At 40.0% G+C, this 24,215-nt stretch carries 24 protein-coding genes; 4 read left to right on the plus strand and 20 right to left on the minus strand.

Features of this window, described 5'->3' with window-relative positions; all coding sequences use genetic code 11:
• Positions 1-52: 52 nt before the first annotated feature.
• From cshA to AC6UC9_RS04035, 3 genes are all read right to left on the minus strand, one after another.
• Positions 53-1,543 carry a degradosome RNA helicase CshA gene (gene cshA, locus AC6UC9_RS04025; RefSeq protein ID WP_500701204.1) on the minus strand — a complete coding sequence of 497 codons (1,491 nt, stop codon included), beginning with the start codon at positions 1,541-1,543 and terminating at the stop codon, positions 53-55.
• Between the two features lie 169 nt (positions 1,544-1,712).
• Positions 1,713-3,089, minus strand: a complete 1,377-nt coding sequence (locus AC6UC9_RS04030) for a UDP-N-acetylmuramoyl-tripeptide--D-alanyl-D-alanine ligase (RefSeq protein WP_500701206.1) — start codon at positions 3,087-3,089, stop codon at positions 1,713-1,715.
• A gap of 80 nt (positions 3,090-3,169) precedes the next feature.
• Positions 3,170-3,958 (minus strand): hypothetical protein, encoded by a 789-nt coding sequence (locus tag AC6UC9_RS04035; protein WP_500701207.1) that lies wholly within the window; start codon positions 3,956-3,958, stop codon positions 3,170-3,172.
• Between the two features lie 172 nt (positions 3,959-4,130).
• On the opposite strand from AC6UC9_RS04035, the gene AC6UC9_RS04040 reads away from it, so the two are divergent.
• Positions 4,131-4,640, plus strand: a complete 510-nt coding sequence (locus AC6UC9_RS04040) for a low molecular weight protein-tyrosine-phosphatase (RefSeq protein WP_500696918.1) — start codon at positions 4,131-4,133, stop codon at positions 4,638-4,640.
• Complete coding sequence (locus tag AC6UC9_RS04045) at positions 4,627-5,862, plus strand: multidrug efflux MFS transporter (RefSeq protein WP_500699646.1); 1,236 nt, start codon at positions 4,627-4,629, stop codon at positions 5,860-5,862. The genes AC6UC9_RS04040 and AC6UC9_RS04045 overlap by 14 nt, the downstream gene beginning before the upstream one ends.
• A gap of 49 nt (positions 5,863-5,911) precedes the next feature.
• On the opposite strand, the gene AC6UC9_RS04050 is transcribed toward AC6UC9_RS04045, so the two are convergent.
• From AC6UC9_RS04050 to AC6UC9_RS04070, 5 genes are all read right to left on the minus strand, one after another.
• Positions 5,912-6,163: a type B 50S ribosomal protein L31 gene (locus tag AC6UC9_RS04050; RefSeq protein WP_500693987.1), complete on the minus strand. Its 252-nt coding sequence runs from the start codon at positions 6,161-6,163 to the stop codon at positions 5,912-5,914.
• A gap of 110 nt (positions 6,164-6,273) precedes the next feature.
• Positions 6,274-7,548, minus strand: coding sequence for a UDP-N-acetylglucosamine 1-carboxyvinyltransferase (gene murA, locus AC6UC9_RS04055; RefSeq protein ID WP_500693988.1), 1,275 nt, complete (start codon positions 7,546-7,548; stop codon positions 6,274-6,276).
• A gap of 112 nt (positions 7,549-7,660) precedes the next feature.
• A complete protein-coding gene (gene pyrG, locus AC6UC9_RS04060) occupies positions 7,661-9,280 on the minus strand; it encodes a CTP synthase (RefSeq protein ID WP_500701208.1) in 1,620 nt (539 codons plus the stop codon).
• A gap of 145 nt (positions 9,281-9,425) precedes the next feature.
• Positions 9,426-10,001, minus strand: coding sequence for a DNA-directed RNA polymerase subunit delta (gene rpoE / locus AC6UC9_RS04065; protein WP_500695768.1), 576 nt, complete (start codon positions 9,999-10,001; stop codon positions 9,426-9,428).
• 45 nt (positions 10,002-10,046) lie between these two features.
• Positions 10,047-10,481, minus strand: a complete 435-nt coding sequence (locus AC6UC9_RS04070) for a YwiB family protein (RefSeq protein ID WP_500701209.1) — start codon at positions 10,479-10,481, stop codon at positions 10,047-10,049.
• 127 nt (positions 10,482-10,608) lie between these two features.
• Between AC6UC9_RS04070 and AC6UC9_RS04075 the strand changes: the two genes are divergently transcribed.
• Together AC6UC9_RS04075 and yidA are read left to right on the plus strand one after the other, a co-directional pair.
• A complete protein-coding gene (locus AC6UC9_RS04075; protein WP_500693992.1) occupies positions 10,609-11,961 on the plus strand; it encodes an HD domain-containing protein in 1,353 nt (450 codons plus the stop codon).
• Between the two features lies 1 nt (position 11,962).
• Positions 11,963-12,772: a sugar-phosphatase gene (gene yidA, locus AC6UC9_RS04080; protein ID WP_500701210.1), complete on the plus strand. Its 810-nt coding sequence runs from the start codon at positions 11,963-11,965 to the stop codon at positions 12,770-12,772.
• Between the two features lie 56 nt (positions 12,773-12,828).
• Here yidA and AC6UC9_RS04085 read toward each other — a convergent pair whose 3' ends face one another.
• The 12 genes from AC6UC9_RS04085 to AC6UC9_RS04140 all read right to left on the minus strand — a co-directional run bounded on the left by AC6UC9_RS04085 (position 12,829) and on the right by AC6UC9_RS04140 (position 24,208).
• On the minus strand, positions 12,829-13,821 hold the full coding sequence (locus tag AC6UC9_RS04085) for a ribose-phosphate diphosphokinase (RefSeq protein ID WP_500693994.1): 993 nt from the start codon (positions 13,819-13,821) through the stop codon (positions 12,829-12,831).
• Between the two features lie 79 nt (positions 13,822-13,900).
• Entirely contained in the window at positions 13,901-15,280 is a 1,380-nt protein-coding gene (glmU, locus tag AC6UC9_RS04090; protein ID WP_500701211.1) for a bifunctional UDP-N-acetylglucosamine diphosphorylase/glucosamine-1-phosphate N-acetyltransferase GlmU, read from the minus strand.
• Positions 15,281-15,304: 24 nt separating this feature from the next.
• A complete protein-coding gene (gene purR / locus AC6UC9_RS04095) occupies positions 15,305-16,132 on the minus strand; it encodes a pur operon repressor (RefSeq protein ID WP_500693996.1) in 828 nt (275 codons plus the stop codon).
• Between the two features lie 107 nt (positions 16,133-16,239).
• Entirely contained in the window at positions 16,240-17,040 is an 801-nt protein-coding gene (locus AC6UC9_RS04100) for a metal ABC transporter permease (protein ID WP_500693997.1), read from the minus strand.
• Entirely contained in the window at positions 17,033-17,731 is a 699-nt protein-coding gene (locus AC6UC9_RS04105; protein ID WP_500701212.1) for a metal ABC transporter ATP-binding protein, read from the minus strand. Before AC6UC9_RS04105 ends, AC6UC9_RS04100 begins: the two co-directional genes overlap by 8 nt.
• A 209-nt stretch (positions 17,732-17,940) precedes the next feature.
• On the minus strand, positions 17,941-18,171 hold the full coding sequence (locus AC6UC9_RS04110; RefSeq protein WP_500693999.1) for a Veg family protein: 231 nt from the start codon (positions 18,169-18,171) through the stop codon (positions 17,941-17,943).
• A 72-nt stretch (positions 18,172-18,243) separates the two neighbouring features.
• Positions 18,244-19,134, minus strand: coding sequence for a 16S rRNA (adenine(1518)-N(6)/adenine(1519)-N(6))-dimethyltransferase RsmA (gene rsmA / locus AC6UC9_RS04115; protein WP_500701213.1), 891 nt, complete (start codon positions 19,132-19,134; stop codon positions 18,244-18,246).
• Positions 19,127-19,696, minus strand: coding sequence for a ribonuclease M5 (rnmV, locus tag AC6UC9_RS04120; protein WP_500701214.1), 570 nt, complete (start codon positions 19,694-19,696; stop codon positions 19,127-19,129). Before rnmV ends, rsmA begins: the two co-directional genes overlap by 8 nt.
• A gap of 1 nt (position 19,697) precedes the next feature.
• A complete protein-coding gene (locus AC6UC9_RS04125) occupies positions 19,698-20,471 on the minus strand; it encodes a TatD family hydrolase (protein ID WP_500701215.1) in 774 nt (257 codons plus the stop codon).
• 60 nt (positions 20,472-20,531) lie between these two features.
• The gene (metG, locus tag AC6UC9_RS04130) at positions 20,532-22,574 is read right to left on the minus strand and encodes a methionine--tRNA ligase (RefSeq protein WP_500701216.1); all 2,043 of its coding nucleotides are present in this window, start codon (positions 22,572-22,574) and stop codon (positions 20,532-20,534) included.
• A gap of 66 nt (positions 22,575-22,640) precedes the next feature.
• A complete protein-coding gene (locus tag AC6UC9_RS04135) occupies positions 22,641-23,489 on the minus strand; it encodes a DUF72 domain-containing protein (protein WP_500701218.1) in 849 nt (282 codons plus the stop codon).
• Between the two features lie 8 nt (positions 23,490-23,497).
• Complete coding sequence (locus AC6UC9_RS04140; RefSeq protein WP_500696929.1) at positions 23,498-24,208, minus strand: NAD-dependent protein deacylase; 711 nt, start codon at positions 24,206-24,208, stop codon at positions 23,498-23,500.
• Positions 24,209-24,215: the final 7 nt, after the last annotated feature.

Raw genomic sequence — 24,215 nt, forward strand, 5'->3', positions numbered from 1 at the left:
TAATAAATTAATTTTCTAAATAAAAGAGAGAACCAAGAAGGCTCTCTCTTTGCTACTTATTCTTAATAACAAAATTCTTTGATTTACCGTGGTTACCACCATTATGACCTCGTGAATCACGACGTCTTGAGTCGTGACCACCGCGATGATTGCCAAAGCGTTTGTGACTGTTCCGGTCATTTCTCTTACCGCGATAACCGCCACCACGATGACCACCAAAGCCACCATGATTTTTAAGTGGTTTTTCGGCCGTAATGTGAACCTTAACCTGATCTCTTGTCATGTCATTCAAAAGAGCAGAAACCAAATCGACACTGTCATACTTTTCAAGGAGCTTTTTTGCGACCCGCTCAAACTTGGCAGTATCCGTCTTCTTTACTAACTTTTCAATATCATCTTCAGCAAATTTTAACTGACCAGCAAGGGCTTCGTCTTCTGAAGGTGGCTTTAAAGGAAGCATCCTTACCTTGGTAAGTCGTTCAATTCCTCTTAAATAACTCATCTCATTTGGAGTGACAAACGTTACTGAAGTACCATGATGTCCGGCACGACCAGTTCTCCCAATTCGATGAACATAACTTTCTGGATCTTGAGGAATATCAAAGTTATAAACGTAAGTGACACCCGAAACATCAATTCCTCTAGCAGCCACATCAGTAGCCACTAAATAATTAATCTTGTCGTTCTTAAATTCGTTCATAATCTGAGTTCGCCGTTTTTGGGTTAAATCACCGTGAAGACCAGCTGCCCGATAACCACGCGCAATCAGTCCCTTAGAAACTTCGTCGACTCGTCGTTTAGTTCGACAAAATACGATGGTAACCTTGGGTGTTTGAACGTCAAACAAACGGGTCATTGTATCAAACTTTTCGTTATCTTTAACCTTAACGTAGTACTGATCAACTAGGTCAGTGGTTAATTCCTTCGACTTAACCGTGATCTGCTTTGGATCTCTCATGAACTGAACCCCAACTCGTTTGATGGGTGCCGGCATGGTTGCTGAGAAAAGCAAAGTTTGCCGATCTTCTGGAATGTTCTTAATGATGCTTTCAATATCATCTAAGAATCCCATGTTAAGCATTTCGTCGGCTTCATCTAACACCAAGTACTTAACGTGTCCTAGTTTTAAGGTGCGACGATTAATGTGATCAAGAATTCGTCCTGGAGTTCCCACCACAATCTGTGGCTTCTTCTTCAAATCTCTAATTTGCTGGCGAATATCTGAACCACCATAAACTACTTGAACTCGAGCTCCTTCAACGCCACCAAGACGTTGCATCTCTTTTTGCGTTTGAATGGCAAGTTCTCTAGTTGGTGAAATTACAAGTGCCTGCACATCTGGATTATTCAGATCGATTTCTTGCAGGATTGGAAGGGAAAACGCAGCCGTTTTCCCAGTCCCAGTTTGAGCCTGTCCAATAACATCCTGACCCTTTAACAATAATGGAATTGTCTGAGCCTGAATTGGAGTGGGTTCGTCAAAGCCTGATTTTTCCACGGCTTTTAATAGACTATCAGATAGTCCTAAATCTTTAAACTTCAAATGTGTTCCTCCTATTGAAACTACAATTGTGAATTCAATGATTTGCTTGGAAAAAATCCGTTTTCCATAATGCGCAAATCGTCTGATTCACATTTATTTCTATATTCTTCAGCGATTACGTGTCTAAAACATATTACACCATCTGGCCTAATTTCACAAACCGAAGAACCTATTCTAACGCTTTTAAAACTCGTTCTAAGTGAATTCCGTGACTCCCTTTTAACAAGACTTCATCCCCAGTAGATAACTGGGAGTCTAGGCTTTTAGCTAATTGATCAAGCTGATCAACTGGATAATAATGAAGGGCATTTTGATTGGGATATTTTTTTTGCAACATTTGATATAAAGACTTCATAAGTGGTCCAACTAGGTAAACCTGGTTAATCAATTGCGGATCGATTGCATCAGAAATATCCTCATGCATCTCCACTCCCTTATCACCAAGTTCCAGCATGTCACCTAGAACTGCAACTCGCTTCCCTTGTAAATGAGTGGATTGAAACGCCTTTAAAACGGCTTTTAGAGCTGATGGGTTCGAATTATATACGTCACTTAAAATCATTTCACCATTTTGACCCTTAACCCATTCAGTTCGATTATTAGTAAAACTGGCATGGTCTAGTGCTGATTTCATGTTGGCCGGCAGGATTTCCGCTAGTTCACCAACTTCAATGGAAGCAAGGGCATTGTTGACGTTATAGTCACCAATTAGCGGAATGGTGAATTTCATGTTTCCAAACCGATTGGTCTTAAACGTCGTTTCGTGGTCGCCGTCATAGACATCCTTTGGGTAAATATCATTAGTGTCTTTTCTTCCAAAGGTCAACTTTTCAACGTCAAGTGATTTAGCCCGTTCGTTTAATAAGGGTTCATCACCGTCATAGACAAACACCCCATCTGGTCTAAGTCCATGGGTAATCTCCATTTTGGCATCAGCAATCTTAGCACGGGTTCCGAAAAATTCAATGTGAGCTTCACCAATCATGGTAATGACAGCGATATCTGGTTTAACTAGCTTACTTAAAAAGTCAAGTTGGCCGGGTCGATCCATCCCCATCTCTACCACCAAATATTCTGTGTTAGATTCCATGGAAAGGATCGTAATTGGGACTCCAATCTCATTATTAAAGTTAGCGTGCGTCTTAGTAACATTAAACTGAGTGGTAAGAATTGAAGCAATCATGTCTTTAGTAGTGGTCTTGCCATTACTTCCGGTAATTGCCACCACTTTAGGATTAATCTTATTTAAATAGTGTCGACTGAGATCCTGTAGGGCTTTTAGTGTGTCATCGACTAAAATAACCGGAAAATCCTTCGGAACATCACTAATTCGACTTTGACTCCAAAACGTTGCGTTAGCCCCGTTTTTGATGGCACTAGCAATGAAATCGTGCCCATCGTGATTCCCAGTGAGTGGAACAAAAAGATCATGCGGTTTTAACTTCCGACTATCAAACGAAACTCCCGTTATTTCAACGTTTTCGTATTTTTTTGAATTCAAGTCACCATTAACGGATTTTGCAACCTCTAAAAGGTTCATTTTCATAACAAAAACTCCTCTTAATTCGATGTAAATGCATTTAAAGTATATCAGAAAAAAATCAATAAAAAAGCGACTCAGCTGGTTTAAACCAAATCGTTTAATTCTCCCTCATCATCAACGTCTCTTTGAAGTTCCCACGTTTTAGTGGAAATATCATAAGTAATTTGACCAACTTTAAAGGCTCCACTTTTCAACTGGTCATAAGAGTTCCAAATTACCTTTGGAGATCGTTTTTTGTGTCTCATTAAGGGAATCTCAAGCTTTGGTCTCTTCATAACTATCATATCACACGGAATAATAACTCCCGTAATTCCCAGTTTTAACAACTTGGTCATGGTACGTTCGTCGATATCCCTAAACGGCACTGACTTTACGAACATTCGTCTACTGTTCCACTGCTTTTTTAGATGCCGTTTAATGCAGACAGCTAAAATTTGATTAATGGCACTAAAATGACGCATGTATACCTTTGTAAAGCCAGTGGATTCACCCAAAAACACAAATTGATTCTTCAATTTAACCGAAAATGGACTCGTTTGATTGAGTGGGATACCCATGTGACTCAAGTACAATAAATCTGCGATTTCATCCTCATTTAAAGAATCCAGATCCTCCCGGTTTCTAAAATCAACCCATTTCTTGGTACTAATTTTATTGTTAATCATGTACTCTCTAATTTCATTTTGACCGGTAATTAAATCAAATTTAGTGGACATATTGAAATCATTTGCGTAACGATAATCATCATTTAATAAAATAATATTTTGGGGATCGTTCTTAATTCCGTTTAAAAAATCCAACGGAAGAATTCCCCAACTGTAGGCAAAATTCTTAACTGGATTAACCTGAAAATACACTGTGTTAATTAACATATTTGTCTTGCTCCAATCCTTATTACCCCTTTCACCATAAAATAAGATTTTAATAACCATTTTTCCAACTCACGTCATTTTCTTACGTTATAATTAGCATTCATTTTTATATATATGGAGTTCAATTACTGTTAATATAGTAATAACGATTTAAATTTCGGGAGTGTGGATTATGAAAAAAACTAACGTTTTATTTGTCTGCTTGGGGAACATATGTCGATCTCCCATGGCAGAAGCAATGTTTAAAAAAATGCTTATAAATAAAGGACTTTCAAATCATTATTCAGTAAGTTCAGCTGCCACCGAAAACGATGAAGCAGGTAGTCGTCCTCATCCTGGTGCTCAAAAAACCATGGACGCTCATCACTTGGATTATAGTGGGAAACAATCCCACCCAATCACCGCTTACGACATCGATCATGCTGATTACATTATTACCATGGATGACTACAATATCAGTGATCTTAAAAAGATGATCCCCAAAAGTCAATGGAATAAGCTTCATTTATGCATGGACATTGTTCCCGGTAAAAAGGGAGTCAACATCGTTGATCCTTGGTATACCCATCGATTTGAGGATACCTATCAAATGCTGGATCAATCTTTGCCCCTGTGGCTAAAGTACATGCAAGAACATCATAACAGCAAACAGGAAGGAAGCGAATCATTTGAATCAGAATAAAGCCCCAATCTCTGATCCGGTTCCTTCAGAAATATGGCACAAAAACCTAGTAGCACTATGGTTTGGGATGTTCATGAATGGATTAGGTTTTAGTGAAGTCATGCCTTTTCTCTCCTTGTTCATCGCTACCCTAGGCCACTATAATTCTAGTCAACTAAGTATCTATAGTGGGCTTGCTTTCTCAGCCTCTTTCATTGTTACCGCCGTCGTCTCTCCCATTTGGGGATCTTTGGCTGACAGATACGGACGAAAAGTGATGCTTTTACGAGCATCACTTGGAATGGCAATCTGTCTAATATTGATGGGCTTTGTTACTGCTGTTTGGCAGTTAATTGCCCTTCGATTTATTCAAGGAATCTTCTCTGGATACATGAGCAATGCCAACGCCTTACTTGCGACTCAGGTACCAAAGCGAGAAAGTGGGAAAGCCCTTGGAATTTTAACCACCGGCAACGTCTCAGGAACCCTTTTTGGTCCCTTCATTGGCGGAATCTTAGCTTCTGTCTTTAGTTATCGTCTTACCTTCTTCATTACTGGTGGTTTACTCATTTCCGTCTTTTTTGTCACGCTATTTTTCGTTAAAGAACACTTTAAACCGGTTGCAAAAGAAGACAACTTATCTACCAAACAGGTTATTTTCGAACTTTCAAACGTCAAACTGATTTTTGGAATGTTCTTGACCACCCTGATTATTCAAGCCTCTAATTTCTCCATTTCACCCATTCTGTCACTGTACGTCAAAGAAATCATGCACAATAGTCCTCAAGTCACCTTCTACAGTGGAATTGTTGCCGCAGTTCCGGGGATTGCCACGCTTTTTGCCGCCCCCAAACTGGGAGCATTAGGCGATCGAATCGGGACCTCCAAGATTATGCTAGGCGGTTTCATCTTTGCCATCTTGGTCTACATCCCCATGGCGTTTGTAACCAACGTCTGGGAATTAATGGGACTCAGATTCCTAATTGGAATCTCCAACGCCTGTATGTTACCTGCCGTTCAAACCATTTTGGCTAAAAACACCCCATCTAACGTTACTGGTCGGATTTTTAGCTGGAACCAGTCCATGCAAGCAGCTGGAAACTGTATCGGACCCATCATCGGCTCCATTGTTTCTTCTTTGTTTGATTACTCAAGTGTGTTCATTTCAACCGCGATCCTTGTCTTCATTAACTTCTTGTTAGTATTAAACGAAACCAGAAACGAACAGAAGACCGTAAACTAAATTTAGACAAAAAAAGAGCCAACTAAAAGTTGGCTCTTTTTATTTATTATTATTTGTCGGCAAGACCATATTTCTTGTTGAAACGATCGACCGCACCATCTGCTTGGTTGAACTTTTGCTTACCAGTGTAGAATGGATGTGAATCAGATGAAATTTCAACTCGGATTAATGGGTAAGTGTTGCCGTCGTCCATTTTGACGGTTTCATCAGAGGTTGCAGTTGAACCAGTAATGAACTTAAATCCAGTACTTGAATCTTGAAAAACAACTTGATGAAAATCTGGATGAATTCCTTTTTTCATAATATTTCGCTCCTTTTGCCCTAAACACAGTTCAGAGATTGATTATCGAATATAACATCAACCATAATAGCTTAACATTATTTTTTGACGTACGCAATAGGACCCAGGCGTTAGTCGTCCTGGTCAATCATCTGGACGTTAGCGTGTAGATTGGTTAATTTATTAGTAATATTATCATATCCGCGTAAAATATTGTCCGCATTTTCAATGACGGTCTTACCACTAGCCATCAGCCCAGCAATGACCAAGGATGCCCCAGCGCGGATCTCTCCGGCTTGAACGGTTGTCCCATGGAGGTTCTCACTCTTACTGATAATAATTGAATTATCAGTTGGATTGACCTTGATATTAGCCCCCATCTTCTGGAGCTGGGCAATGTGATTCTGACGTTCCGGATAAATCGTATCGTGAATCACACTATCCTCGTCTGCTTTAAACAGCATGGGGGTAATTGGTTGTTGTAAATCCGTCGCAAACCCTGGAAACGGTGCCGTTTTAATCTCGATACCATTTAATTTCCCAGTCTTTGGAACATAAATACTGTCTTCGCCAACTTCTAATTGAACGCCGGCTTCAATCAACTTAGCCGTGTAGGCTTGTAAATGCTCAGGAATTACGTTCTTAACGTTAATTCCCTTCCCAACAGCGGCGGCTAACGTCAAATATGTCCCCGCTTCAATTCGATCAGGGATAATCGTATGCGTCGCCTTGGCCTGGAGATGATCAACGCCTTGAATCCTGATGACGTCGGTCCCAGCTCCCCTGATCTTAGCTCCCATACTATTCAAAAACGATGCAATATCAATAATTTCCGGTTCTTTAGCGGCATTACTAATGGTAGTAACCCCATCAGCCTTTACCGCTGCCAGAATCGTGTTGATCGTCGCTCCAACCGAGACCATGTCAAAGAAAATTGAAGCACCATGAAGTCCATTTTCCGTTGCATTAATATCGACCGAATCATCACTTTCATTGACTTCTGCACCCAAGGCCTTAAAGGCGCGAATGTGCTGGTCAATTGGCCGTGGTCCGATATTGTCTCCACCAGGGAAACTAATCGTGGCACGATGAAACTTGCCAAGAAGCGCTCCCATAAAATAATAGGAAGCACGCAGACTTTTAATTGCTTTACCGGGCAATTCACCCTCAAGTATATTAGTTGGATCAATGTTTAAGACACCATCTGAAAAATCAGATGTTACGTTCATCGACTGGAGGATTAGCATGAGATTATGCACATCCAGGATATCGGGAACCATGTCAAGTTCCACTGGACTATCCGCCAAAATAGCGGCTGGTATCAAAGCAACCGTACTATTCTTAGCTCCGCCAACGGTGACGTCGCCGTATAGAGGATGTCCTCCTGATATTTTTAGTATCGTCATAATTGGTAATCCTCACTTATATCATATCTTTTAATAATAATCATAGGAAAGTTTTCACCAAAACACAATACAAAATCAGAAATTATTTTATTAAGATTATAAAGAAGCCTGATTACTTCTTGTGATTATGCATGTGTTCTTTGTCGGAAGCGGCGACAAACGCCTTGAATAATCCCTCGGGACGATTTGGCCGTGATAAAAATTCGGGATGGTATTGTGCTGCAACATAAAATTTATTGGCTGGAACTTCGACTACTTCAACCAAGTGATCATCTGGTGAGGTTCCAGAAATAACTAAGCCAGCATCTTCCAAGTCTTTTCTAAATTTATTATTGAATTCATAACGATGACGATGACGCTCTGAGATTTCCTTTTTGTTGTCGTATGCAGCGGCGGCTTTACTCCCTGCTTTTAACTTAGTCTTATAAGCACCCAAGCGTTGGGTTCCACCAGCATCAGTAACATCATTTTGATCGGCCATGAGATCAATCACATTGTGCTTAGTTTGCGGATCAAATTCAGTTGAGTTGGCATCCTTATAACCCACAACGTCTCTAGCATATTCGATGGTAGCAATCTGCATTCCAAGGCAAACACCTAAATAAGGAACATCATTTTCTCTAGCATATCGAGCGGCTTGAATCATTCCTTCGACCCCTCGATTACCAAATCCACCAGGAACCAATATTCCGTCCATTCCCTTTAACTTCTTAGAAACGTTGTCTCTGTTAATCGTACCCGCATCAACCATGTGAATGTTAACCTTATCGTCAGCAGCATAACCAGCATGTTTTAAAGCTTCATTGACGGACAAGTAGGCATCATTTAGATCAACATACTTACCAACAATGGCAATGTTAACCTCGCCCTTGAGATTTCTGATGTGCTTCTCCATCTTCTTCCAATCTTTCATGTCAGCCTCTGGAGCTTTAACGTTAAAGTGCTTTAAAATCTCATCGTCCATGTCTTGTTTTTGAAAACTAAGCGGGATTTGGTACAAGTTAGGAGCATCGATGGACTCGATGATATCCTTAACCGGAACATCACAGAACATGGCAATTTTTTTCTTCATCTCATCACTAACTGGTTTCTCAGCACGAAGAACCAACATATCGGGTTGAATGCCAATTCCCCTTAATTCTTTAACACTGTGCTGGGTTGGTTTGGTTTTCATTTCCTTTGCGGCGTGCAGGTACGGAACAAGCGTAACGTGAATATAAAAAGTATTCTCATCACCGACTTCATGTTTCATCTGACGGATGGCTTCCAAAAACGGTAGGGACTCGATGTCTCCAACTGTTCCACCAATTTCTGAAATAACGATATCAGCGTCCGTGCTTTGAGCGGCACTCATAATCTTTTGTTTAATCATTCCAGTAATGTGAGGGATGACCTGAACGGTTCTCCCAAGATAATCTCCGTGACGTTCTTTTCTTAGAACTTCTTCATAGATTTTACCGGTCGTAAAGTTAGAGTACTTGTTTAAATTGTTATCAATAAAACGTTCGTAATGACCTAAATCAAGATCAGTTTCAGCACCATCATCGGTAACAAAGACTTCTCCGTGTTGATAAGGATTCATTGTTCCCGGATCAATGTTGATATATGGATCAAATTTTTGGATCGTAACGTTAAAGCCACGATTCTTCAATAATCTTCCGATTGAAGCCGAAACAATTCCCTTTCCTAAGGAAGAAACTACTCCACCGGTTACAAAAATATACTTAGTCATGCTTAACTCCTCCATCAAATTTAGGTTACAACATAAAAAAAGCTCCCCATTCATTGAATAGGGAGCGGTTACTTATTCGAAATACTTCACATGTCTGTAAAGTGCCCAAATAGTATGTTAAGTGATTCTACATAATTAGTCAAGTTTAATCATTGTCGTCGTCATCATCTTTTTTATCGTCATCGTCATCTGGATTGACCTCTGAGAGGTCGCCTTCAACACCGTCATCATCGTCAATGGCGTCATCATCAGTATCAGGATTTTCTTCATCAAGATCCTTATGATACTTATCCTTGTCGTCAGGGGTATCATCAAAATCATCCTGATCTTCTGGATCATCGTTATCATAGTCGATCACGTCATCATCGTCAGCTGCATCAGCCATAAAAGCATTCACCTTACGATGCTTTTTGGGAGTATTACCGTTGTCTTCTTCACCTTCATTGATGGTGGCTTCGTTAATGGATTCATATGGGTACCAAGTACGAAGACCCCAAACGTTATTGCCAAGGGAGATAAAACTCCCATCAACATTAAGGTCTGTGTAGAATTGAGGTAAACGATCACGAATTACTTGGTTGCTGTCCCCCAAGTATTTTTGTACTTCGTTGGTTAAATCAACGAATGACATGGTTTTACCAGCATCAGCTAAAATTGCATGAGCCACTTCAACCATTGATAATTCGCTTTTATCTTGCTTGTCTAATTCTTTAAGTTCCAATTCGACCACGCCTTTCTAGATTCCTAACAGACTAATAATACTAGTTTAACATTTAAATTGCAATTTGACTCGATAGTCGCCGACTTTCTGTCCGTCGGTGTACAATTCATAATTAATCTCAATCATTTGCCATCCGTTTTTATCATCTCTAGATTGCTTAATACTAGTGGTATGTGCCCCAATTTTCAAATTACCAAATGGCGTTCGGTACAAGTCTTCGATTGTTTCGTTTGGTTTAAAATGAAGTTCAAGATGATTTTTGCCAGCACGAGTTAACCGAATCGCATCTTTTCCAATCCGGTAGGTGACAGGAACGTTCGGTTGTCCGTCAACGTGTTCAACGTAACGTAAATAACGATAGCCGTTAAGCATAACTAGTTGCCCATTTTCTTTAAAATGATGGTGTTCGACGTTTTCGTCCTGTTTTATTTCGATTGCAATCTCAACTTGAACTTTTTCGATCTTTTCGTTTTCTGTCAAAAATATCACCTCACAAATTTGATTTTACGCCGTTAGCAATGGAAATGCACTAACTTTGAGTTTGTCATGACGTTTATTTTTATTTCAGTTATAATGAAGAGAGATTAGTATAAGTGGAGGTCTTTTATTGAAGTATTACAATCAACCATTGAAATATGACAAAGTTTTTCGTGACCCAGTTCTGGGTCACGTTTACGTTGAACACCAAGTAATTCTTGATCTCATTAATACGCCTGAATTTCAACGTCTAAGACGAATCAAGCAGTTAGGAACTACTTCATTAACCTTTCACGGAGCAGAACACACCCGATTTAGCCACTCTTTAGGAGTGTATGAAATTACTAGACGAATTTGTGATAATTTTAAGCGAAATTATCCGTCTAAAAAAGCGGGTGATGGCTTATGGGACGATTCAGAACGAATTGTGGCCCTGTGTGCCGCTCTACTTCACGACGTTGGTCATGGAGCTTATTCACATACGTTTGAACACATTTTTCACACCAATCACGAACAGATTACCCAGCAAATCATCACTTCAAACGAAACGGAAATTAACCACGTCTTAAGTGAGGTCGGTCCCGATTTTCCCGAACGCGTCGCCAGTGTCATTAACAAGACCTATGACAATCCGCAAGTCGTCCAAATGATTTCAAGTCAAGTTGATGCCGATCGGATGGACTACCTTCTAAGCGATTCATATTACACCGGAGCACAATACGGTAATTTTGATTTGGATCGGATTCTTCAGGTGATGCGTCCGTACTCTGGTGGGATTTGTTTTCGGGCAAGTGGTTTACATGCGATTGAGTACTACATTGTTTGTCGTTTTCAAATGTATCAACAAGTATACTTCCATCCCGTCTCACGTTCGATGGAGGTTATTTTAAGTCACCTACTGATGCGGGCGAAAGAATTAGCGTTACAACCTAAGAGCACCTTTAAGCCTAGTCTTTTAATGCCAATCTTTTCTAATAACTACTCCCTAGATGATTATTTACAAATTGACGATGGGGTGCTTAACACCTACTTCGTCATGTGGCGAAAGTCGGAAGATCCGATTCTCTCTGACCTCGCCAAACGTTTCTTAAATCGGCGTCCCTTTAAATCCGCTAAATACAATGATCAGACGGAATTTTTAATCCCTAAGCTACAAAAGATCATTGAAAAAGCCGGATTTAATCCAAAGTACTACACTGCCACTGACAACAGTTTTGATCAGCCCTATGATGTCTACGATCCCAAAAGTAAACATCAAAACGCCCAGATTGAACTGATGGAAAATGATGGTAATTTGGTAGAACTCTCTCAAACTAGTGACCTAGTTCGTGCCATTACCGGAAAACTAATTGGTGACAAGCGTTTTTTCTTTCCACGTGAAATGCTTAAGCCAACAAAAAACGTTGAACTTTTTCAACCTTTATACGATGAATTTCAAAAATACATTGATAATGACAACCTTATAATTCCAAAGGAGAACTAACATGGATATCAAATTAATTGCCATCGATATCGACGGCACCCTATTAAACGAAAAAAATCAATTAGCAAAAGCAACCATCGAAGCTATTACTAAAGCCTGCAATCAAGGCATAAAAGTGGTTCTTTGTACTGGTCGCCCCATTACTGGCGTAAAGCCATACCTTGATAAGCTCGGAATTGACGGAGACGATGAATACGCCATCACTTATAATGGTGCCCTAGTCGAAACGGTTAGTGGCAAAGTGTTAATCAAAGAAACGGTTAAGTATGATGACTTTTTAGAAATTGAAATGATGTCACGAGAAATGGGAGTTCACTTCCAAATCGAAACGGTTGATTCCATTACCACTACCGATCGTGATATTAGTCCCTTTTCCGTTGAAGAAAGCCATCTTGTTTCGATGCCCATCAAATATCGAACTCCTGGTGAAATCACTCGTGACGTCAACATTTACAAACTGATGTACGTTGATTATCCGGACAAGATTACCAAAGCAAAGGGCAATCTACCAAAATCAATCTACGACCGAATGAGTGTCGTTCAGAGTTCACCGGTCTTTCTTGAGTTTATGAACTCAAATTCAAGTAAAGGCAATGCCTTACGGGATCTTTCCGAAAAGCTTGGTTTAAAGCCAGATAACGTCATGGCCATTGGCGATCAGGGGAATGATATTTCGATGATCAAGTTTGCGGGACTGGGAGTGTCCATGGGTAACGGAATCGATGAAGTTAAAAAGAACTCCCAATTTGTTACTAAACCTAATTCAGAAGATGGGGTAGCATACGCCATCAATAAGTACGTTAATCAATAACAAACGAGCGCAAAAAAATAATCTTAGCATTTTAAGCTAAGATTATTTTTTATCCATTACTTTTTTTCATCATCCTTACCATAGTCAAATCGATGACTAAACAGCGGACTAACGGGACGATTTTCGTTAATTCTAGTAATTGCGTCTCCAATTAATGGTGCAACTGAAATTTGTTTGATCTTGTCAATTTTTTTATAATCGGGTAACTGAATGGAATCAGTCACAACCAGTTTCTTAATTGGCGAAGCTTCGATTCTTTCGGTTGCTGGCCCTGATAAGACGGGATGGGTACAACATGCATAAACTTCTGAAGCACCAGCATCCATTAAGGCTTGCGCACCTTTCGTAATGGTTCCAGCTGTATCAATCATATCGTCAATCATGATACAACGCTTCCCCTTTACATCCCCAATGATGTTCATAACTTGAGCAACGTTGGCTTTTGGGCGACGCTTATCAATAATAGCAATTGGAGCCTTTAAAAACTCAGCCATGGCACGAGCTCGACTCACCCCACCATGATCAGGTGAAACAACTACCGCGTCTTTTGCGAGTCCGTTCTTAATGAAGTAATCAGCAAGGAGCGGTGCCCCCATCAAATGATCAACGGGAACATCAAAGAATCCTTGAATTTGAGCAGCATGTAAATCAAGGGCTACCAAACGTGTGATTCCATCTTTTTCCAGCATGTCTGCCACTAACTTAGCGGTAATTGGTTCACGACTTCGTGCTTTTCGATCTTGTCTAGCGTAACCATAGTATGGAATAACCACGTTAATGGTTTTGGCACTTGCTCTTCTTAAAGCATCGATCATGATTAATAATTCCATTAAATTATCATTAACGGGATCAGAAGTTGATTGGATAATATAAACGTTATCGCCACGAATGCTTTCTTCAATATTAATTTGAATCTCACCATCACTAAAGCGACTGACGGAAGCCTTTCCCAAGGGAACTCCCACTCGTTTAGCAATCTTTTCTGCAAGCGGACGATTTGAATTTAAAGAAAAAATCTTTAATTTTGGATCAGCATACTTTTCAGCCATTATAACCCCCACATTTTTTTCCTACCTAATCAATTCCATTATATTATTTTCAGAAAACAATTTCACTATTTAGCTCAAATTAATTAGCGCCTTTAAAGGGAAGCTTTTTATAATAACCCGGCTTGTTAGTCTGGCGCTCTCTAGCAATTCCCATGTCGTACTGATCCATGTCGTCGGTAATGGTCGAACCAGCCGCAATAAAAGTATGATCAGCGATGTGGACTGGGGCGATCAAGTTGGAATTACTTCCAATAAAAGAATCATCACCAACCGTTGTGGTGTGCTTATGGGCTCCATCGTAATTCGCAAAAATCACTCCGCAACCAATATTAATGTGTTTACCGAGTTTAGCATTGCCAACATAAGTCAGATGACCCATCTTGGTTCCCTCACCAATGGTGGCACTTTTAACTTCACAGAAGTTGCCAATGTGAACATTCTTTTCAATCTTAGCGCCTGGTCTTAAATGACTATCGGGTCCGATATCAGAGCCGGACATCATCTCAGAATCTTCAATTACCGAAGAGAAGACCTTAACGTTATCATGAATTTTACTACCAGAAATTTTAGAGTGGGCACCAATGATACAGTTACTACCGATTTCCGTCCCATTTTGAAGTTGAACTCCTGGTTCAATAATGGTATCCTGACCAATTTTAATGTCACTATCAATATAGGTATCATCGGGATTAACAATCGTAACACCATTTTGCATGTGCTGACGATTAATCCGGGCTTGCATAATTTGAGTGGCACGGGCCTGAGCGACCCGATCGTTTACACCCATCGATTCATTAAAGTTCGCCATCTTGTAGGCAGCAATTGTGTGACCCTCATTTTTTAAAACTTCAATGGCATCAGTTAAATAATATTCACCCTGAGCGTTATCGTTATTAATCTTGTGCAAAGCCTCAAATAACGAATGATTATCAAACACGTAAACCCCAGTGTTAATCTCATGAATGCCCTGCTCTTCCGGCGTAGCATCCTTTTGCTCCACGATCTTTTCTACAATCCCAATGTCATTTCTAACAATCCGGCCATAACCAGTCGGATCAGGAGCTTTAGACGTCAAAATGGTCGCGGTGGCCTTTTTTTGTTCGTGATACTCAAAGAGTTGCTTAAGAGTAGAGGAGGTAAATAATGGAGTATCACCACTAATAACTAACGTCTCACCATCTGAGTTCTTTAAAAGTCCTTCAGCTCGTGCAACGGCATCGCCAGTCCCAAGTTGTTTATCTTGGACGACGTACTCACAACGATTGCCAAGTTCGTTTTCCACATCTTCAGCACCGTAACCAACAATCGTGATGATGTTATCCATATCTAACTTGGATACCTGCGTCAAAACATGGTCAACCATTGATTTCCCACAAATTCGGTGGAGAACTTTATATAACTTGGACTTCATCCGAGTGCCCTTACCAGCCGCTAAAATAATCGTATTCTTTGAACTCATTTTTGTTCCCCTTGTAATTAATTTTTAATTTGTACTCCCAAAAATTTTTTGGGCATAATTGCCAGGTTTAATCTCAATCTGATCATCTTTAATATCCATTTTAAGTAATGAAGTAAAATCAGTAACCTTTCTGTGACCTGGATCATCGGTTTCAACAAAAACCGTACTGCCCACCAGATGACAATCGAACTCATCAATCAGGGACGTCAGACCAGAAATCGTTCCGCCACCACGCAAAAAATCATCAACAATCAAAACGTTAGAACCTGGCTTCAGGCTTCTTTTTGAGATGGTCATTCGTTTAACTTCCTGACTAGATGCCGAAACGTAGTTAACACTCACGGTCGACCCTTCAGTAATTTGAGAGTCGTGCCTAGCAATTACCAGTGGCACATTTAAATACGTGGCAGAAGCTTCGGCAACTGGAATTCCTCTCGTTGCCACCGTTAGTACTGCGTCAACTTTCTGAAACAGGTATTGGGTGGCAATGATCCGCCCAATGGTTTTCAACTTCTCCGGTTGGCCTAAAATATCGGACATATAAACATAACCACCAGGAAGATAACGATCGTTATCGTTTAAGATGTCAGAGACCTCTTTAATAAACTGATCAGCCGCCTCTTTTAAAATGTATGGCGTAAATTTGGCGCCCCCAGAAGCTCCGGGAACGGTCTCAACCAGACCAATCCCACGTTGTTGAAATGCTTGCTTCACAATGGCTAAGTCCTCACTAATGGAAGATTTAGCAGAATTGTAGCGCTTAGCGAAAAAAGTTAATGGTACTAATGTATGAGGACGGTTTAATAGATAGTTTGTCATATCTACTAATCGTTCACTTCTTTTAAATTTCATGCTTTCACCTCGTCATAAATTGGCACACAAGGAAATTTTAGCATAAATGTTCGTGTTTTACTTCACTTTATCGAAAAAAGAGTAAAAAAAAGAGGAACTAAATCAAATTAGCCCTCCCTAAAGTGATTATAAATCAGTGATCCAAAGTAAATGGCAACCTCAATAACAGCAATAAAGAAACTTACCGGCCAGTTCGTGTAGTATCCAAGCGTTAATCCAGCCCAAACTCCGATCAAACCAAAAACAATGGCCAGTCCAATCATTTTTCCGACTGAATGGGCAAAGTATTTAGCACTCGCAGCTGGCAAAGTCAAAAGGATAAAAATCAAAAGTGCCCCGACAATTTGAGCAGCCACGGAGACACTTAAGGCCAGCATCACTAGGAAAATCAATGAGAGGATTCCACTTGGAATTTTCTGGGCTCTGGCTCCCACTGCATCAAACGAATCAAACTTTAAGTCCCGATAAATACATAGGGTCACGATTAACACAATCACCGATAACCAAATCATCTGATGGACTTCAGAAGCACTGATTCCAACAATACTTCCGAATAGGATATTAGTGGCGTAACTAGCACTACTGTTTGAAAGGGCTAGAAATAAGACTCCTAGTCCAATAAAGAGGGCCGAAACAGCACTGATGGTATCTTCTCGTCTTTCGGCAACGGAACCAGCACTCATTCTCCCAACTAGAACCGAACTAATGGTGGTAAAGAGTAGCATCCCGTTTAACGGACTAATCCCAACAAACATTCCAAAGGAAGCTCCAGCAAACCCAATCTCAGATAAAGTGTGGGTCAGAAACGGCATGTTTCTTGAAACGACAAACACCCCGATGACCCCACAGACCACCGCAATGATGGTACTTGCTAAAAAGGCATTACGCATAAATTCAAAACTAAACATCGGCTTGCCCCTTCCAAAATTCTTCAACATTTAAGTTCTTAATTGGTCCAAATTCATAATTATCAGGACGCAAAAACAAGTATTCGTTAGCGAACTTCTTTGCTAGCGGAATGTCATGCGTAACAAAGATTACGGTTAAGTCCCTTTTGACGTTTAGGTCGGAAACCACATTAAGCAGGTTCTCCTTGGCCTCTGGGTCAAGACTTGCCGTCGATTCATCCAAAATCAAAAGATCGGGTTTCACTACCAGCGCCTGTGCCAGATAAGCTCGCTGTTTTTCCCCACCGGAAGTTCTTCCTAATGGTTCTTTGGCAATATCAGTTAGGTTAGTCTCAGTTAGGACCTGATTTAACGTTTCACGATCTTTTCTTGAAAGCCACGGTAGTTTAAAACCACTAAAAGCTAGAGCAACAAAATCTTTTACCGACAACGGATATTCGGTATCAATATTTCTAAACTGGGGCACATACCCAACCTTGACCTGAGAACGATCCGGGATAAACTGAACCTTTCCACTGGTGGGCTTCAATTGACCAAGAATCACTTTGATCAAGGTGGTCTTCCCTACTCCATTCTGGCCTACAATACTTAAAAAACTACCACGTTTCACGTTAAAGCTCAAATCACTTAAAACGTGTTTATCCGCAAAATTAACGGTTAAATTTTCTATCTTTAAAACTAAGTCATCCATCTTTAAACTCCTACCATTTCGAGCTTCAATAGTACTAACGAAGCTTACTAACTAATCAATAGTTCTCAACTAATATAACACTGTTATCTTAAGACATGCAACTAACAGCTCGGGGAAATCATGGATTATCTTGACTAATTTAAATGCCCTTATTATCTTACTAACTACTAATAATATAAAGCAAAAAAAAAGACCTTTCGGTCAATTCATTAAACAAAGTTAATCTCGATGTTCTTGGTTAAAATATCAGTATAACTGTATGATACTTGTCCTAACTTCTCGTCTGGATCAAGTGTAATTAAAAATACAGCGGGAAATGTCTCAGCCAGAACCCCATCATATTCGTTAGTTCGTTTTCTTCCGGCTTGTGCAGTTACATGGATTTCCTGTCCAATGTGATTATCTAGAAATAATTTAATCTTAGATAGACTAGTTGGCATTATCAATCACCTCGCGTATTACTATTATACATTAAAATCAATATAATGTAAAGGTAATGGATGAATAGCCTGTTATGCCAGCAATCCACTTATGTGAAACTGATTTGCCATTTTCACAAATTGATCAACCGATAACTGTTCGGGACGGTCTGACTTATTAATGCCTAACCGTTTTAAATCCTGTTCAATTTGTTCTTTTACCTCAGGTTTCTTCCCAAAAATACCCTGCAAATTATTCCAGAGTGTCTTTCTTCGGTGCATGAAGCATCCATGAGCAAAGCCAAAGAAAGCTTTTTCATCGTAAGCAATCACCTTTTTATCTGTTTTCGGGGTTAACTTGACCACCGCAGAATCAACTTTTGGTGAGGGGATAAAGGACTTAGCCGATACGTTAATTGCAATCTCAACGTTTTCTAGATACTGAGTGATAACCGTCAAAGCCCCATAGTCGCGATTGCCCGGCTTTGCGCTAATTCGTTTTGCCACTTCTTTTTGCATCATCAATACCGTTGAATCAAATTTAACGTTGCCCTTTAAAATATCCATCAAGATTGGTTTGGTGACATAGTAAGGCAAATTAGCCACAACTTTTAGGTGGTGTTTTCCATCAAAGTTTTCTTTAATTAATTTTGGCAGATTAGCCTTCAAAAAGTCTTCATTAATAATTTTAATGTTGTCATAGGGACTGAGAGTTTCATCTAAGATTGGGAGAAGATTCTCGTCAATTTCAAAGGCCATTACGGCGTGAGCTGATTGAGCAATTTGTTCAGTTAATGCCCCAATGCCAGGTCCAATTTCAATTACATCATCGGCTTCTGATATTTGGGCAACTGCAACGATTTCTTTTAAAACTCCAAGATCGTTCAAGAAATTTTGCCCCAAGCTTTTCTTCGCATTTAAACGGTATCGGTTCAAGATGGCCTGGGTCCGAGCTGGACTGCCGATTGCAGGAACTTTACTCATCTAATCCCTCCTTATCATCAAGTTGCTTTAATGCATTGTTAAACTGTTTTTTCGTGATGCCAAACATTCGTAATCTTTTTTGCATTTGTTTAGCGTTAACATACCCCAAATGAAGCAATTCACCAAGTTCCAGTCGGCGTTCCTTGGCTTCTTTCGTTCCTACTAAACCAGCTTGAATCAAATCCCGCTTGCCAATGACTTCTGGATTCTCATCGCTTTCGGTGTACACTTCAGACAAGGCATTCCGAATTGCTTCTGGACTAGCATGCTCAACTCCAAGAGATCCCTTCTGTGTATCAGGAACTGCTTCCGACTTTTTCAAAAAGGCATGCTTTGCTTCTGGAATCTCATCTGAAATTATTTTTCTGATTTTTTCCCCAGAAAAATCTGGATCAGTAAAAACGATGATTCCACGGGTTTGTGCCAACCGATCAATTAGATCGAGGGTCTCATCCGAAATCGCAGAACCCCGGGTTTCAATCGTATCAGCATCAACGGCTCGTTGAATTTGTTTGGTATCATCTTTTCCTTCAACCACAATTACTTCTTTAATTCTTTTCATTTTAATTATCCAATCCAAATATTCGATTCGTATTTTCGTACGTCGCCTTTGCGACCACATCAGGATCAATGTCTTTAAATCTGGCAACTGCTTCTAGGGTATACAAAGAATAAGCCGGTTCATTTTGTCGTCCGCGAAACGGCTCAGGTGTCAAATATGGGGCATCCGTCTCCACTAGAATCTTATCCAGCGGAGTTAAACGAGCGGCTTCATGAACCTCTTTGGTTTTCTTGAAGCTCACGACCCCACTGTATGAAACCACCATCCCTAAATCAACGAATTTCTTCATCCATTCACTATCTCCGTTAAAACTGTGGATAATGCCACCGACTTCACCAATATTTTCATCTTTTAAAATCCGATAAACATCCTCAAAGGCATCCCGGTTATGAACTGAGATTGGTAAATGCATGTTTTTGGCAATTTCAATTTGTCGCCGAAAGACTCGTTCTTGCACGTCTTTCGGTGTGACATCTTGAAAATAATCCATTCCAATCTCACCAACGGCAACCACTTTGGGATTTTCTAGTTGCTTTTCGAGCAGTTCTTCCTGCTCGTGATTGTAATTCATAGCGTCTTCTGGATGCCATCCAATAATTGAATACAGATTGTCGTACTGAGCTGAAAGCTCCAAGGAACGCTCATTTAGCTCAGTATTGGACCCGACGTTAGCCATTCTAACAACACCAAGTCTTTTGGCGTGTCGAACGTAGCCCTCAATATCATTTTGGAATGGTTGATCGTTTAAATGAGTGTGGGAATCAAATATTTTCATTGACTATTCCTTTCATAATCGAAAAAGTTTCACTAATCATTGACTAGTGAAACTTTTTTACTACTCTAAAGTACTGCCATTATCTAAAGTTTGGTCAACAGTTGCTACTTTAATTGAACCGTCTTTTTGTTCAACGGACAAAATCATTCCCTGACTTAACTCACCACGAAGTTTCTTTGGCTTTAAGTTAGCGACAATGATCACTTTTTTACCAATTAACTGTTTAAAATCTGGATACCACTTGGCAATTCCAGAAACAATCTGACGGTCACCGTCATCGCCAGCATCAAGTTGAAACTTAAGTAATTTATCAGCATTTTCAACTTTAGCTACGTTTTTAATCTCTGCGACCTTTAATTCAATTTTTTCAAAATCACTAAAATCCAAATTCTTTTTCTCTGATTTTAAAATTGTCTTTTCTGGGTCAAAGGCCTTCTTTTGATCAGCACGTTTCATTGCTGAACGACCCTTGGTTTTGTCAGATTGAGTCATCTGATCCTTAATGAATTTAACTTCAACGTCGTGATCTAAACGAGGGAAAATTGGTTCACCATTTTCAATCACCTTTTGTTTTTCTGGAAGTCCAGAAAAAGCGGCATTCTTGATATCAAACCCATCCATCTGATCAAGACCTAATTGACGATACATCTCATTAGCAGCATTTGGCATAATTGGACTTACTAAGATTGCAATCAAGCGCAGACTGGCAACCAAATGACTCATGACGTTTGCTAATTTAACTTGATCATCTGCGTCATCCTTGTTCTTAGCCAAGGTCCATGGCTCGGTCTGATCGATGTACTTGTTAGTTTGAGAAACTAATTTCCAAATCTCAGCCAAGGCATCAGATAAATGAGTGTCATTCATTAACCGTTTAAATTCTGAAACGGTTGTTTTAGCAACTTTTTGTAAATCAACACTCGGTTGATCATTGGAATCGTGATATGAAGGTGTTACGCCATCTTCGTATTTATTGACCATTGCAATCGTTCGGTTCAACAAGTTACCAAGGTCGTTAGCTAGGTCATAGTTAACCCGATCAACAAAGTCTTCAGGAGTAAAAATCCCGTCACTTGCAAACGGAATTGCTCTAATCAGATAGTATCTGGTAGCGTCTAATCCATAACGATCGATTAACGTCTCAGGATAAATTACGTTGCCCTTTGACTTGGACATCTTTCCGTCTTTCATGGTCAGCCAGCCGTGGCCATAAATTTTCTTTGGCAGTGGGAGACCAAGGGCGTGAAGAATAATTGGCCAATAAATGGTATGGAAACGAACGATTTCTTTTCCAACCATCTGTAGATCAGCTGGCCAAAATTTCTTAAACAACTCGTCATTATCACTGTCATAACCAAGGGCAGTGATATAGTTTGACAAAGCATCAATCCATACGTAAACCACGTGCTTAGGATTTGACTTAACGGGAACTCCCCACTTAAAGGTGGTTCTCGAAACCGCTAAGTCATCCAAACCTGGTTTTAAGAAGTTGTTAACCATTTCGTTCATTCTAGAATGCGGCTCAATGAAGTCAGGATGCTCTTTGTAGTAATTCATTAACCAATCAGAATATTTACTCATCTTAAAGAAGTAACACTCTTCGTTAACAAGTTGAACTTCGTGTCCAGATGGGGCTTTTCCGCCAATCACGTTGCCTTCAGCATCACGATAAACCTCTGCTAATTGTGATTCGGTAAAGTATTCTTCGTCTGAAACCGAGTACCACCCCGAATACTGTCCAAGATAGATGTCGCCTTGGTCTTGTAACGTTTGAAATATTTTTTGCACGGCTTTTACGTGTTTATCATCAGTGGTTCTGATGAAATCGTCGTTAGAAATATCCAAATTAGCCCACAAGTCAGATATTTGAGTGGCCATCTTATCAACGTAACTTTTAGGATCAACACCCAACTTTTCTGCTTTTTGTTCAATTTTTAGTCCGTGTTCATCGGTTCCGGTTAAATAAAACACATCGTAGCCAGATTCCCGCTTAAAACGAGCCAGTGCGTCACAGGCAACCGTCGTATAAGCATTCCCGATGTGTAACCTTCCTGATGGATAATAAATTGGTGTTGTAATGTAATATGTTGGTTTTTCAGCCATCCCAATTCGCTCCTTTATTCCTATCGTACAAATTAAATCGTACCAATATTATACTACTTTTGCCCCTTAAAACAGATCGAGTTGCATGGGAGCTAACCCACCAAAGTTCAATCCTAAAATCTTTTTTAACTGAAGGGCATTGTCAGCCGCATCATGACCAGAATTGTTGTTAAAAATGACGCAAACTACCTTAGCTTTTTGGCGTAGATCATCAACAACTTCGGCAAAATGCTTTAATTCCTCTTCGTTATAACGGTACAGAGTCCGTTTCTTACGCCACTGGGAGCTCTTTTCAAACCAGCCCTTTTGGTTTTGACCGTGCAGTCGAAGCATGACGAAATTCTTATCCGTAACAACGGGTTCAAAGGGCACGCCATCTGACAGGTTATGGGGCTCGTCAGCGATCACTTCACTCATTTTGAGGCTCTTTAGATAATCATGGACATCATTTGAGATTTCATCACCATACCAGCTAGGATTTCGAAACTCAACTGAGATGGGTAAACTTCCCATCCACTCACGAACTAGTCGAAGGTACCTAATGTTATCATTATTTAAACGGAAGTACGGCGGAAATTGAAATAAAACGGATGCCAACTGGTTACTATCAACCAGTGAAGCAACCATCTCACCATACCGCATAAATTGCTCCCTTCTAACCTGCTCATTATCTTCACCAAACTGTGGCAAATGATGTTTGGTCATCAAATAATTGGCCTTTAAGATGAATTGAAAATTGTTTGGAACCTGCTTTTGCCAACTCTCCACCGTCTTAATTTTAGGGATGCCGTAAAACGGATTATCAACTTCAACAACGGGAAAATGTTCCGCATATTCTGATAAAGTAACTTTGCGATCTTCCCCATTAATCAGTGATGGATGATCAGACCAGGTTGTCAGTCCAATTAAAATCACGTTACCACCTATACTTTCAGTTTATCAAAGAAATCAACGGCATCTTCTTGCACCATGGTGAACGGAAACGGAAAATTAAGTGCCTCTTGGTTAATCGCAATCACATCGGCACTGGGATTACGGTAATCAAGTAATCCGGCAAACGGATAAACTCGCATTGAAGTTCCGACGATCACAATTAGATCACTTTGACTCATCAATCGAACACTATTTTCAATTGTTTGAGGATTAATTCCCTCACCATATAAAACAATGTTAGGGCGCAAAATTCCACCACAGTTTTGATGATACATACTCTTCATATATTCCTGATAATCAACGTGTTTGCCACATTTTTGGCAGTAAATATCATAGAGGTTGCCGTGAAACTCATTCAGGTTCTTTGCGTCAGCTTTTTCGTACAGATTATCAACGTTCTGAGTGATAATACTAGCCCGATTTTGACGGGTTAATTCCGCCTGCTTTTTGTGAATAACGTTGGGTTGAGCATCTGGATAGTACATGTTCTTTTTGACGTACTCGTAGAATACCTCAGGTTCATTTACTAAGCAGTCGTGACTCAAGTAATATTCCGCTGGTTTACTGCTCTTGTCATTCGTATACAATCCGCCCTTAGAACGATAATCGGGAATTCCAGAAGGGGTAGAGATTCCGGCTCCCGTTAAAAATACGATGTTTTTAGCATTATCAAACTTTTCTTGAATATTATCTTGATTCATATTGTCA

It is taken from the genome of Fructilactobacillus sp. X7R4C1, assembly GCF_059901115.1.

What these genes read in the sequence shown, in the direction of transcription:
- metG (WP_500701216.1), bottom strand. Translation starts at nt 22,574, where the DNA reads ATGGCTGAAAAACCAACATATTACATTACAACACCAATTTATTATCCA.
- rnmV (WP_500701214.1), bottom strand. Translation starts at nt 19,696, where the DNA reads ATGAAAAGAATTAAAGAAGTAATTGTGGTTGAAGGAAAAGATGATACC.
- AC6UC9_RS04085 (WP_500693994.1), bottom strand. Translation starts at nt 13,821, where the DNA reads ATGGCTGAAAAGTATGCTGATCCAAAATTAAAGATTTTTTCTTTAAAT.
- AC6UC9_RS04140 (WP_500696929.1), bottom strand. Translation starts at nt 24,208, where the DNA reads ATGAATCAAGATAATATTCAAGAAAAGTTTGATAATGCTAAAAACATC.
- rsmA (WP_500701213.1), bottom strand. Translation starts at nt 19,134, where the DNA reads ATGAGTAAAGTTCCTGCAATCGGCAGTCCAGCTCGGACCCAGGCCATC.
- yidA (WP_500701210.1), top strand. Translation starts at nt 11,963, where the DNA reads ATGGATATCAAATTAATTGCCATCGATATCGACGGCACCCTATTAAAC.
- purR (WP_500693996.1), bottom strand. Translation starts at nt 16,132, where the DNA reads ATGAAATTTAAAAGAAGTGAACGATTAGTAGATATGACAAACTATCTA.
- AC6UC9_RS04035 (WP_500701207.1), bottom strand. Translation starts at nt 3,958, where the DNA reads ATGTTAATTAACACAGTGTATTTTCAGGTTAATCCAGTTAAGAATTTT.
- pyrG (WP_500701208.1), bottom strand. Translation starts at nt 9,280, where the DNA reads ATGACTAAGTATATTTTTGTAACCGGTGGAGTAGTTTCTTCCTTAGGA.
- AC6UC9_RS04030 (WP_500701206.1), bottom strand. Translation starts at nt 3,089, where the DNA reads ATGAAAATGAACCTTTTAGAGGTTGCAAAATCCGTTAATGGTGACTTG.
- AC6UC9_RS04110 (WP_500693999.1), bottom strand. Translation starts at nt 18,171, where the DNA reads ATGCCAACTAGTCTATCTAAGATTAAATTATTTCTAGATAATCACATT.
- glmU (WP_500701211.1), bottom strand. Translation starts at nt 15,280, where the DNA reads ATGAGTTCAAAGAATACGATTATTTTAGCGGCTGGTAAGGGCACTCGG.
- AC6UC9_RS04040 (WP_500696918.1), top strand. Translation starts at nt 4,131, where the DNA reads ATGAAAAAAACTAACGTTTTATTTGTCTGCTTGGGGAACATATGTCGA.
- AC6UC9_RS04125 (WP_500701215.1), bottom strand. Translation starts at nt 20,471, where the DNA reads ATGAAAATATTTGATTCCCACACTCATTTAAACGATCAACCATTCCAA.
- murA (WP_500693988.1), bottom strand. Translation starts at nt 7,548, where the DNA reads ATGACGATACTAAAAATATCAGGAGGACATCCTCTATACGGCGACGTC.
- AC6UC9_RS04105 (WP_500701212.1), bottom strand. Translation starts at nt 17,731, where the DNA reads ATGGATGACTTAGTTTTAAAGATAGAAAATTTAACCGTTAATTTTGCG.
- AC6UC9_RS04050 (WP_500693987.1), bottom strand. Translation starts at nt 6,163, where the DNA reads ATGAAAAAAGGAATTCATCCAGATTTTCATCAAGTTGTTTTTCAAGAT.
- AC6UC9_RS04100 (WP_500693997.1), bottom strand. Translation starts at nt 17,040, where the DNA reads ATGTTTAGTTTTGAATTTATGCGTAATGCCTTTTTAGCAAGTACCATC.